The sequence below is a fragment of the Pantoea sp. GL120224-02 genome, assembly GCF_900215395.1.
GTDB classification, from domain to species: Bacteria; Pseudomonadota; Gammaproteobacteria; order Enterobacterales; family Enterobacteriaceae; genus Pantoea; species Pantoea communis.
Map to the genome: position 1 here is coordinate 1 of NZ_OBEC01000016.1, position 11843 is coordinate 11843.

Annotated in this window: 11 protein-coding genes and 1 rRNA gene; 8 read left to right on the plus strand and 4 right to left on the minus strand. The window is 52.1% G+C overall.

Annotation, left to right across the window (positions count from 1 at the left end; genetic code table 11):
* Positions 1-146: 146 nt before the first annotated feature.
* Positions 147-262 (plus strand): 5S ribosomal RNA (gene rrf, locus CRO33_RS22325).
* 130 nt (positions 263-392) lie between these two features.
* Here rrf and mobB read toward each other — a convergent pair.
* Positions 393-899, minus strand: coding sequence for a molybdopterin-guanine dinucleotide biosynthesis protein MobB (gene mobB, locus CRO33_RS22330; RefSeq protein ID WP_058960152.1), 507 nt, complete (start codon positions 897-899; stop codon positions 393-395).
* Positions 899-1471, minus strand: a complete 573-nt coding sequence (gene mobA / locus CRO33_RS22335; protein ID WP_097119633.1) for a molybdenum cofactor guanylyltransferase MobA — start codon at positions 1469-1471, stop codon at positions 899-901. The genes mobB and mobA overlap by 1 nt, the downstream gene beginning before the upstream one ends.
* Before the next feature lie 70 nt (positions 1472-1541).
* On the opposite strand from mobA, the gene CRO33_RS22340 reads away from it, so the two are divergent.
* The 5 genes from CRO33_RS22340 to CRO33_RS25045 all read left to right on the plus strand — a co-directional run bounded on the left by CRO33_RS22340 (position 1542) and on the right by CRO33_RS25045 (position 6985).
* The gene (locus CRO33_RS22340; protein ID WP_038643998.1) at positions 1542-1817 is read left to right on the plus strand and encodes a YihD family protein; all 276 of its coding nucleotides are present in this window, start codon (positions 1542-1544) and stop codon (positions 1815-1817) included.
* Between the two features lie 46 nt (positions 1818-1863).
* Positions 1864-2850, plus strand: coding sequence for a serine/threonine protein kinase (locus CRO33_RS22345; RefSeq protein ID WP_097119634.1), 987 nt, complete (start codon positions 1864-1866; stop codon positions 2848-2850).
* A 26-nt stretch (positions 2851-2876) separates the two neighbouring features.
* Positions 2877-3506 (plus strand): thiol:disulfide interchange protein DsbA, encoded by a 630-nt coding sequence (dsbA, locus tag CRO33_RS22350; protein WP_097119635.1) that lies wholly within the window; start codon positions 2877-2879, stop codon positions 3504-3506.
* Positions 3507-3873: 367 nt separating this feature from the next.
* On the plus strand, positions 3874-6663 hold the full coding sequence (polA, locus tag CRO33_RS22355) for a DNA polymerase I (protein WP_097119636.1): 2790 nt from the start codon (positions 3874-3876) through the stop codon (positions 6661-6663).
* A gap of 274 nt (positions 6664-6937) precedes the next feature.
* A complete protein-coding gene (locus CRO33_RS25045) occupies positions 6938-6985 on the plus strand; it encodes a spot 42 RNA, inhibition of DNA synthesis (RefSeq protein ID WP_071892919.1) in 48 nt (15 codons plus the stop codon).
* Positions 6986-7070: 85 nt separating this feature from the next.
* Here the strand turns inward: CRO33_RS25045 and yihA are convergent, their stop codons facing one another.
* Positions 7071-7709 carry a ribosome biogenesis GTP-binding protein YihA/YsxC gene (yihA, locus tag CRO33_RS22360; RefSeq protein WP_097119637.1) on the minus strand — a complete coding sequence of 213 codons (639 nt, stop codon included), beginning with the start codon at positions 7707-7709 and terminating at the stop codon, positions 7071-7073.
* A 550-nt stretch (positions 7710-8259) separates the two neighbouring features.
* Here yihA and yihI point away from each other — a divergent pair.
* Complete coding sequence (gene yihI, locus CRO33_RS22365; protein ID WP_097119638.1) at positions 8260-8784, plus strand: Der GTPase-activating protein YihI; 525 nt, start codon at positions 8260-8262, stop codon at positions 8782-8784.
* Positions 8785-9019: 235 nt separating this feature from the next.
* Positions 9020-10393 carry an oxygen-independent coproporphyrinogen III oxidase gene (hemN, locus tag CRO33_RS22370; protein WP_097119639.1) on the plus strand — a complete coding sequence of 458 codons (1374 nt, stop codon included), beginning with the start codon at positions 9020-9022 and terminating at the stop codon, positions 10391-10393.
* A gap of 36 nt (positions 10394-10429) precedes the next feature.
* On the opposite strand, the gene glnG is transcribed toward hemN, so the two are convergent.
* Entirely contained in the window at positions 10430-11839 is a 1410-nt protein-coding gene (gene glnG / locus CRO33_RS22375) for a nitrogen regulation protein NR(I) (protein WP_034823905.1), read from the minus strand.
* Positions 11840-11843: the final 4 nt, after the last annotated feature.

The following is an 11843-nucleotide window of genomic DNA, read 5'->3' on the forward strand; positions in this document are numbered from 1 at the left end:
ATTGAGCTAACCGGTACTAATGACCCGTGAGGCTTAACCTTACAACGCCAGAGGCGTTTTTGAAGAGACGCGAGTAGATTTTCAGCTTTGTTCAAACGGATTGGTTCGCGTGGTGACGGATGTCACGGCGTGAATAACAGAATTTGCCTGGCGGCTGTAGCGCGGTGGTCCCACCTGACCCCATGCCGAACTCAGAAGTGAAACGCCGTAGCGCCGATGGTAGTGTGGGGTCTCCCCATGCGAGAGTAGGGAACTGCCAGGCATCAAATAAGTGAAGAAACCCTGAACGAAAGTTCAGGGTTTTTTTACATCTGCAGATCGGCGAAATCAGGGTTGTTTTACATCTGAAACTGACGCCTGAAGTTTAGCCAGACGATCATAAAACCCCGGGGTTACTGACCTTTTCTCAGCCATTTTTCAATAAAATCAGCAACCTTAACCGGCTGATTAATATCGAGAAGTGGGCGGTCGATCGTTAAGTTCTCATCGCTGGCCAGCGCAACCACGTATTCATCCAGTAAATCAGCAAATTCCCCTTTGACACCACGCCGCCACAGCGCGATTTTGGGTACTGGCTCATCTTTAAAGCCCTCAACCAGCACCAGATCCAGCGCGGAACTGTCCATCCGCGCGACCAGTTCCGCCAGATTCAACGTCTGATCAGGGGTTTCACACATCAATGCCCAGCGCTGAGTACTGGCAACAATCACCTGATCGGCACCTGCTTTTCGCAGCAGATAGCTATCTTTTCCCGGCGTATCAATGTCCATTTGATGATGGGTATGTTTGATTAACCCAGAACGAATACCGCGAGCCTTAAGCAGCGGTATCACCTGTTGCAGCAAAGTGGTTTTTCCGGTGCCACTCCACGCAACGATCGCCAGTAAAGGCACGCTCATCACTGCTTTTCCCCATCAACTAAATCGTCGGGCGTATTAATGTTGCGGAAAGCTGCCTCAGAATCTGTGAACGTCACGGCATGCCCACCATGTTCACGCAGAAACTGCATTAAACGCCGCTCACCACGAAGCAGCCAGGCTTCCAGATCGTCGGCCAGTGATCGATTGACCAGTGCCAATGCAGGATGATCACGCTGCGTTGATCGTACCCACACCGCAGGTGCCGCACCGCGCTGCTGCCATAATCGTGCAACGAAGTCCTCCGGTAACCAGGGCGTATCACAAGCACAAAAGGCGACCCACTCGGTCTTACTGTGCTGCAAGCCACTTAACATGCCTGCCAACGGACCGGGGTAATCTGGCATCGAATCAGTAACGACCTGACAACCGCTAGCCTGATAACGATCAATGTTACGGTTGGCGCTTATCAACACAATATTGACCTGTGGCATCAAACGCTGCAAAACGTGCTGATAAAGCGGTTTGCCCTGCAATTCCAGCAGCCCTTTATCCAGGCCGCCCATACGACTGCCTTGCCCACCTGCGAGGATCACGCCGGTAAATGCGGTCATTTTCGTCTCCTTGATCATACTGGACGATACTTGCATAACGGCAGCCTATCACTGCATAGAGGAATCAATGATGAAATATCACCGACTTAATGAATTGTTCGAACTCCTGCAACCGGCCTGGCAAAAGGAGTCTGACCTTAACCTGCTGGCATTTTTACAGAAACTGGCGCAGGAATCAGGCTTCAGTGGCCCATTAAGTGAATTAACCGATGACATATTGATTTACCATCTCAAAATGCGTGACGCTGGCTGCGATGCGGAAATTCCCGGACTGAAAAAGGATTATGAAGTGGACTTCAAAACCGCGCTATTACGTGCACGCGGTGTGATTAAGGATGATGAGTAGTGTTATCCTTGCGCATTCCTTGCAACGGTAACACACAGGCAAAATGATGAGCGAAGCCGCCTTTAATTTCCAGACGCTGGACCCCGATGTCATCCTGGATGCACTTTGGGATGCGGGTCTGCGTGTCGAATCCGGCTTAACCGCCCTCAATAGCTACGAAAACCGTGTCTATCAGTTTAGTGATGACGACAAACGTCGCTTTGTGGCTAAGTTCTATCGGCCACAACGCTGGAGTGCGCAACAAATTCTGGAAGAGCACCAGTTCACGCATGATCTGCTGGCCGATGAAGTGCCTGTTGCAGCACCACTGGCACTGCAGGGCAGTACGCTGAATCACCATGCTGGTTTTATGTTTGCCGTTTTCCCAAGCCTGGGTGGGCGACAGTATGAAACCGATAATGAAGAACAGATGGAGTGGGTGGGCCGCTTTCTTGGTCGCATCCATCAAACAGGCCGCCAGAGCTTGTTTCAACAGCGTCCAACCTTCGGCCTGGAAGAGTATGTCTTACAACCTCGCCAGAAGCTGGAGCAAAGTACGCTGGTACCGGCTGCCCTGAAGGATGCGCTGCTGAACGCCGTTGATAAACTTATCGGCACCCTACAGCAGCGCTGGCATGATAAATGGCAGCCGCTCAGGCTGCATGGCGACTGCCATCCAGGTAATATCCTATGGCGCGATGGCCCGATGTTTGTCGATCTTGACGATGCACGCAACGGGCCTGCAGTGCAGGATCTGTGGATGCTGGTAAACGGCGATCGTCAGGAACAGCTGATTCAGTGGGATATTCTGCTGGAAGGTTATAATGAATTCAGTGACTTTGATTTACATGAATTGTCACTGATTGAGCCTTTACGCGCTATGCGCATGGTTTATTATTTGGCCTGGGTGGTACGCCGCTGGCAGGACCCGGCTTTTCCGCGCGCCTTTCCCTGGATGACCGATGAGGATTTCTGGCGCCGACAGATTGCACTATTTATCGAGCAGGAGAGGCTGTTACATCAACCCCCGTTGCAGCTTAGCCCGCAATTTTAATGAAGTACTCAGGAGATTTTTTCACGATGAAAAAGATTATGTTTGCGCTGGTAGGTTTAATGCTGGCATTTGGCGCCTCAGCGGCACAGTTCAATGACGGCAAACAATTCGTCACGCTGCCAAAGCCGGTTGCTGGTGAGCCACAGGTATTGGAGTTCTTCTCCTTCTTCTGCCCGCACTGCTACCAGTTCGAACGCGTCTATCACGTGAGTGATGCCGTGAAAAAGAACCTGCCAGCAGACACTAAAGTGACTAAATATCACGTTGATTTCCTCGGCGGAGACTTCGGTCCTGTTGTGACTCAAGCCTGGGCGGTCGCGATGGCGCTGGGCGTGGAAAGCAAAGTCACTGCACCGATCTTTGACGGTATTCAGAAAACCCAAACCATTACCGATGCGGCGAGCCTGAAATCCACCTTCATCCAGGCTGCTGGCATCTCATCAGAAGATTATGATGCAGCCTGGAATAGCTTTGCGGTAAAAGCGTTGGTCGCCCAGCAGCAGAAAGCGGCAGCCGATCTTAATCTGCAGGGCGTGCCAGCTATCTTCGTTAACGGCAAATACATGGTGAACAACGGCGGCCTGGACACCAGCTCTATGGACAATTTCGTTGCCGATTATGCCAACGTAGTGAAATTCCTGGTTGAGAAGAAGTAATTAAGCGCAAATAAACGCCGGCGATGTCGGCGTTTTTACTCCCTTTCCCATGACGTAATAATGATATCCCCGTTAACCCTCCGCTTAATATCCACATGGACGATCACCTTTTCAAAAAGGCGCGCTTCATCACGGTAAGTTAATAACAAATTGAAAAACAATAACTTTTATCTGTAAAATGATTGCAATAAGCGTAAATAACAATACGTTATGAATTTTACGCACAAAGTTATCCACAGACCGATCCTTGCGATCCACTCCGCGTAACAACGAAAAAGATCCTGACATCTCTGCTCTGATTCAACATTCCTCTCTGGTTGTGGCATCCTTATAGCCCTCATTATCGCAACGAAGAAAATACGAACCTATGGCGCAAATTGCAGAAAATCCCCTGATTCTGGTAGACGGATCCTCTTATCTCTACCGGGCGTATCATGCCTTTCCGCCGCTGACCAACAGTGCAGGCGAGCCCACGGGCGCGATGTACGGTGTGCTCAACATGCTGAAAAGTTTGCTGATGCAGTATCAGCCGAGCCATGTGGCCGTGGTCTTCGATGCGAAAGGCAAAACTTTCCGCGATGAATTATTCGAGCACTACAAATCGCATCGTCCGCCAATGCCCGACGATCTGCGTGCACAGATCGAGCCGCTGCACGAGATGGTCAAAGCGATGGGATTACCGCTGCTGGCGGTGACCGGCGTTGAGGCTGATGATGTGATTGGTACTCTGGCACTGGAAGCAGAAAAGCAGGGCCGTGCAGTGCTGATCAGTACCGGTGATAAGGATATGGCGCAGCTGGTCACGCCGGGCATTACGTTGATTAATACCATGACCAACACCGTGTTGGGCCCGGAAGAGGTTGAGCAAAAATACGGTGTGCCGCCTTCATTGATTATCGATTTCCTTGCCATGATGGGTGACAGCTCGGATAACATTCCGGGTGTGCCTGGCGTGGGTGAGAAAACGGCACAGGCGCTGCTGCAGGGCCTGGGCGGTATGCAGTCGATTTACGACAACCTGGATAAAGTGGCGGATCTTTCGTTCCGTGGCGCGAAGACCATGGCAGCGAAGCTAGAGCAGAATCGCGAAGTCGCATTCCTGTCCTATCAGCTGGCGACCATCAAAACGGATGTAGAACTGGAACTGGGTTGTGAGCAACTCACCGTTAACGAACCGGACGTTGAAAAGCTGCAAAATCTTTTCGGCCGTTATGAATTCAAACGCTGGATCACAGATTTACAGGACGGCACCTGGTTGCAGGGCAAAAAGAGCAATGTGCAGGCGCAGAAATCGCTGGCGACTGAACCTGTGGCTGCGGTGGCGGAAACCGCTAGCGTGCTGTCATCTGACGGCTACGTCACCATTTTGGATGAGGCAACCTTCGACGAATGGCTGCAAAAACTGAATAAAGCAGAACTCTTTGCCTTCGATCTGGAAACCGATTCTCTGGATAGCTGGAGTGCCAACATTGTCGGCCTCTCCTTTGCGGTTGCGCCCGGTGAAGCCGCTTATCTTCCGGTGGCCCATGACTATCTTGATGCGCCAGAACAACTCGACCGCAGCGACGTGTTGAAAAAGCTAAAACCGCTACTGGAAGACGCTAAATCTGCAAAAGTCGGCCAGAACCTCAAATACGATCGTGGCGTGCTGAAGAACTACGATATTGAGCTGAACGGCATTAAATTCGACACCATGCTGGAATCTTATTGCCTGAGCAGCGTCGGCGGCAAACATGATATGGATAGCCTGGCTTCGCGCTGGCTGAACCATAAAACCGTCACCTTCGAAGAGATTGCCGGTAAAGGAAAAAATCAGCTGACCTTCAACCAGATTGCTATCGAGCAGGCCGCTCATTACGCTGCAGAAGACGCAGATGTCACGCTGCAGTTGCATCTGCAGATGTGGCCGAAGCTGGAGCAGGAAGCGGGTCCGAAGCAGGTCTTCACCGATATCGAGATGCCGCTGGTGACCGTGATTTCACGCATTGAACGCAACGGCGTATTGATCGATCAAAACATCCTGGCCAAACATTCGCAGGAGCTGACCGCACGTCTGGCGGAACTGGAGTTGAAAGCGCACGAACTGGCAGGCGAGCCGTTTAATCTCTCCTCCACCAAACAGCTGCAAACCATTCTGTTTGAAAAGCAGGGTATCAAGCCCACTAAAAAAACGCCGGGTGGCGCACCGTCAACCAGCGAAGAAGTGCTGGCTGAACTGGCGCTGGACTATCCGCTGCCCAAAGTGATTCTGGAGCATCGTGGCCTGTCTAAGCTGAAGTCGACTTATACCGACAAATTGCCTTTGATGATCAATCCGGTTACCGGCCGCGTGCATACTTCTTATCATCAGGCGGTCACGGCCACCGGACGTCTCTCATCTACCGATCCCAACCTGCAAAATATCCCAGTGCGCAACGATGAAGGCCGTCGTATTCGCCAGGCTTTTATCGCAGGTAAAGATAATCGCATCGTTGCGGCTGACTACTCGCAAATTGAACTGCGCATCATGGCGCATCTGTCGCAGGATAAAGGCCTGCTGGATGCGTTTGCGCAGGGTGAAGACATTCACCGCGCGACAGCGTCAGAAGTCTTTGGTGTTGCGCTGAGCAAGGTTTCAGGTGAGCAACGCCGCAGTGCCAAGGCAATTAACTTTGGTCTGATTTATGGCATGAGTGCCTTCGGTCTGTCGCGCCAGTTGAATATCGGTGCTGGCGAAGCGAAAAAGTATATGGATCTCTACTTTGAGCGTTATCCGGGCGTACTGCGTTACATGGAAGAGACTCGCACCCAGGCGGCCGATAAGGGCTACGTGGAGACACTGGATGGTCGCCGCCTGTGGCTTCCGGACATCAGCTCCAGCAACGCCATTCGTCGTAAGGCGGCAGAGCGCGCGGCGATTAACGCCCCGATGCAGGGCACCGCAGCGGACATTATCAAACGCGCGATGATCGCTGTAGATGGCTGGTTACTGCAACAGCAGGATGACGCTGTGAAGATGATCATGCAGGTACACGATGAACTGGTGTTTGAAATCCACAAAGACGCGGTAGAGAGTGCGAGTGCGACGATCCGCCAACTGATGGAGAGCAGCATGAAACTTGATGTACCGCTGCAGGTTGAAGTGGGAACGGGCGATAACTGGGACCAGGCGCACTAAGGAACGTTGTCGGCGGTATATCTATGCCGCTGACATCGCCATAAGAAAAAAGTTTACTTAATCGGTTCAGCAACGATGTAAAGCCGCTTGTTAAATGCGCATTTTGTAACTGCCTATCGGCTAAGCATTTTTTTAGTAATTAAACTACACGCCTTAAGCCAAAGTGTGACGGACCCGGTAAAAAAGATGTGGAATCCTGAAACTTAACAACAAAAAACCCTTTGTTGGTCAGGAAAAATCAGGTAAAGTTCATCGCGTAGGGTACAGAGGTAAGATGTTCTATCTTTCAGACCTTTTACTTCACGTAATCGGATTTGGCTGAATATTTAGCCGCCCCAGTCATTTATGACTGGGGCGTTTTTTATTGGGCTTTTTCTGAAAAGCGGGTCGTAAACCCGCGCTTCACATTACTCAGAAGGGGCTTCTTCATCTTCCTGCGCCGGTTCCAGTTCACTGAACCAGCTATCCAGTTTCTGACGAACGATATCAACGCCGATCTTCTTGAGTGACGAGAACATCTCTACCTGCACATCACCCATAAAACTTAATGCTGCCTCACGCACCAGTTTGAGCTGCGCTTTACGTGCACCAGATGCCAGCTTATCTGCTTTGGTTAACAGCACCAGTACAGGGATGCCGCTCTGGACTGCCCATTCAATCATATTCTGATCGAGGTCTTTCAGTGGATGGCGAATATCCATCAGCACCACCAGGCCTTTCAGTGCCTGGCGCTTCTGCAAATATTCAGACAGCGCACGCTGCCATTTCCGTTTCATCTCTTCCGGGACTTCGGCGTAGCCATAACCCGGTAAGTCGACCAGGGTTTTCCCCTCGACGACCTGGAACAGGTTGATGAGCTGAGTACGACCTGGCGTTTTACTGGTACGCGCCAGGCTTTTCTGGTTGGTGATGGTATTCAGCGCGCTGGATTTGCCTGCGTTAGAGCGTCCGGCAAACGCGACCTCAATGCCCACATCTGCCGGTAAATGGCGAATATCCGGGGCGCTGAGCACGAAGTGGGTCATGTGATAATTCAAAGCAGACAAAGTAAAGCTCCAGCAAAGTGATTCGTTCAATTGGGCTGATTATACCTGTTATGGCGCAAAAGTGCCCGATAGCGTCTTAACGCGCCACTTTGTAAGAGATCGACGATAATTACTGCCAGTCATTACCGATTAATAGAATGTTCATATGTTGGATAGCGTAATATTTTCAATAAGATAAATAGATATTGAAAATTACCGCTCTAAATTAAAGACATGTCTCACTTGTTCATTTTACTGATTGGTCTACATTTGGTGTCAGTGCACGGCAGCACCCATCAGGATGATGCGCTCAGGAGTGTCGGGGATGACCAGGAGCATGGCAGGATGTGATTCAGGTATGAGTCGGACAAGGAAAAGGATTACTCGCAGGAGCGATGAGGCGAAGGAGCAACCGGGACGTTGAGAGCTGTAAAGGATTTATACCGTTATTCCTTCAGTAGAAGGTGCGAAATAAGGCGATAGCATAGGCTATCGCCTTTTTTCTTTGTCATCTTTCTGCTAGATTTCGCCGCAATTCTATACTGAAGAAAAATCGCCGAGACCGGACACCATGAAGCAACCTGCACCAGCCCAGCGTGGCAAACCTGCTGCTAAAGCCAAACGCAAATCGCGTGAAGAACTGAACCAGGAAGCACGCGATCGTAAACGCGATAAAAAGCACAGCGGCCATAAAGCGGGCAGCCGTGCTAACCCGGAAACCAAAGGCGCTGGCAAAGGCCAGGGTCAGAAAAATGCCGATCCACGTACTGGCAGTAAAAAACCGGTTGCGCTGGTGGCCGATGGTAAAACCGTACCGGAGAAAAAGCCGGTAGCGAAAGCCAGGCCGAAAGCGGAGAAGGTTCGTCTGACACCGGAAGAAGAGCTGGCGAAGCTGGAAAATGATGAACGCCTCGACACCTTACTGGATCGTCTGGAAAGTGGTGAGACACTCAGCGCTGAAGATCAGGCATGGCTCGATCAGACGCTGGATCGCATTGACGAACTGATGGAAACCCTCGGTATCGCGTTGGATGATGACGGTGCTGAAGATGAACAAGCCGAAGTCGATATGATGCGCTTGTTAAAAGGCAACTAAGTCATTTTTGATCGGCATGCGCATTTGCGCATGCCGCGCTAAACAGGTATTCGCTGATGCTTTGGCCTGGATCAATTTTAGCGCTGCTGCTGACATGTTATCTCCTGTGGTTATTGTTTAAACTTCGTCGCCTGTCGCGTCTGAAGTCGCGTTTACGCCGGCGTACGGCTCACCGCTATCTCTCCTCTTCTGCAACGCGACCCTCCCTCAAACGACGGCACCGTAAGGAGTGAGCATGTCATCGCAGCAGATTGAATGGGACCAGCGGCTGATTGAAAAATACAATTACGCGGGTCCGCGCTACACCTCATATCCCACTGCGCTGGAGTTCAATGAGAACTTTGGCGAGGCAAGCTTCCAGTTTGCGGTTGAACGCTATCCTCAACGTTCCCTGTCGCTGTATGTCCATATTCCGTTCTGCCATCGCCTTTGCTACTTCTGCGGCTGTAATAAGATTGTGACGCGCCAGCTGCACAAGGCCGATCGCTATCTGGATGTGCTGGAGCAGGAAATCCGCCAGCGTGCGCCGCTGTTTGCCGGACGCCGCGTCACGCAATTGCACTGGGGCGGTGGTACGCCAACCTTTCTCAATCAAGCTCAGGTCAGCCGTCTGGTGGCGCTGCTGCGTGGCCATTTTGAGATTGCTGATGACGTTGAGATGTCGATCGAAGTCGATCCACGCGAAATTGAGCTGGCGATGATCGATCATCTGCGTGCTGAAGGTTTTAATCGCCTGAGTATGGGTGTGCAGGACTTCAATAAGGCGGTGCAGGAGCGTGTCAATCGCGTGCAGGATGAAGAGACTATCTTCGGGCTGGTCGAGCGCGCGCGTGCGCGAGGATTCCGCTCAGTCAGCCTGGATCTGATTTACGGCCTGCCGCTCCAGACGCCCGAAAGCTTTGCCTTCACCTTACAGCGAGTCATCGCGCTTAATCCCGATCGTCTCAGCGTATTCAATTACGCGCACATGCCGACGCTGTTTGCTGCACAACGCAAAATCAAAGATGAAGAGCTACCTGGTGCGGAACAGAAGCTGCAAATCCTGCAGCAAACCATTGGCACCCTAACGGATGCAGGCTATCAGTTCATCGGGATGGATCACTTTGCCAAACCGGATGATGAGCTGGCCATTGCGCAACGTGCGGGTGAACTGCACCGCAATTTTCAGGGGTACACCACGCAAGGCGAGACTGAGCTGGTGGGATTCGGCGTCTCAGCGATCAGTATGCTGGGAGACAGTTATGCTCAGAACCAAAAAGAATTGAAAGAATACTATGCCAGCGTGGAGCAGAGCGGGAACGCGCTATGGCGTGGTTTGACACTAAGCGACGATGACTGTCTGCGCCGTGATGTCATCAAAACGCTGATTTGTCATTTCTCATTAGATTTCGCGGCGATTGAAGCGCAGTGGCCGATCACCTTCGAAACCTATTTTGCGGAAGATTTAGCGTTACTGGCACCTTTGATGGCGGATGGTTTGCTGGAACGGCGTGGGCGTAGTCTGCATGTCACAGGAATTGGGCGTTTACTGATTCGTAACATCTGCATGTGCTTCGATCGTTATTTGCGCCAAAAGGCTCGCATGCAGCAATTCTCGCGGGTGATATAAAAATTCAGGGGAGCATCGCGCTCCCCTGATTCTCACTTATTCCATTCCGAGCTCTTTCAGTTTACGCGTCAGGGTATTACGACCCCAACCCAACAAACGTGCGGCTTCCTGCTTGTGTCCCTGAGTGTGACGCAGGGCGGTGGTGAGCAGCGTGCGCTCCATCTCCGGCTGCGCTTCAGAGAGCAGGTTTTGATGACCGGAACGCAGCGCGCGGTCCGCCCATTGTGCCAGCAAGGTGGCCCAGCTATCCGGCAGAGACTGCACTGGATTGTCCGGCGTGCTCGACTCAAACAGCTCCGGCGGCAGATCCTGAATCAGTACTTCCTGGCCTGCAGCCATCACGGTTAACCAGCGGCAGGTATTTTCCAGCTGGCGTACGTTACCGGACCAATGCAGGCGCGTCAGCGCGGTTTCGGTTTCCGGATGCAGAATCTTCGCTTCGACGCCCAACTCACGCGCGGCGACTTGCAGGAAGTAGCGCGCCAGACGTGGGATATCTTCGCGACGCTCACGCAGCGGCGGTAAGTGCACACGAATCACGTTCAGGCGATGGAACAGATCCTCACGGAACTTGCCTTCCTGCACGCGCAACTCAAGGTTTTGGTGGGTTGCCGCGATAATACGCACATCCACTTTCACCGGTGCGTAGCCGCCCACGCGATAGAACTGGCCATCGGCCAACACGCGCAGCAAGCGGGTTTGCACGTCGAGCGGCATATCACCTATTTCATCAAGAAACAGCGTGCCCCCATCGGCCTGTTCAAAACGGCCCTGACGGATCTGATTCGCCCCGGTAAAGGCCCCTTTCTCATGCCCGAACAATTCGGATTCGATCAGGTCTTTCGGGATTGCCGCCATATTCAGCGCGATAAACGGTGATTTGGCACGCGGGCTGTGACGATGCAGAGCATGCGCCACTAACTCTTTACCGGTACCCGATTCACCATTAATCAGCACGCTGATGGAAGATCGCGACAAACGGCCGATGATGCGAAACACATCCTGCATCGCCGGCGCTTCGCCAATGATGTCGGTTGTCGGGCCGCTCACCGGTTGATTACGCGGCTGCTGCTGTTCCTGATAGTGACTGATCGCACGTTCAACCAGCGCGACCGCTTCATCAATATCAAACGGCTTGGGCAGATAATCGAACGCGCCTTGTTGATATGCGCTGACGGCGGCATCAAGATCCGAATGCGCGGTCATTATGATGACCGGTAGCATTGGGTGACGCTGTTTAATTTGTTTCAGCAGCGCCAGTCCATCCATGCCCGGCATGCGAATATCCGATAACAATACATCTGGGGTTTTACTTGAGAGTGCATCCAGCACCTCATTGCCGCTGTCAAATGTCGCGCAGCTCAAACCGGCTCCAGTGAGCGCACGTTCAAGCACCCAGCGGATGGAGCTATCGTCATCGACGATCCAGACTATCCCTCGTTGCATAGAA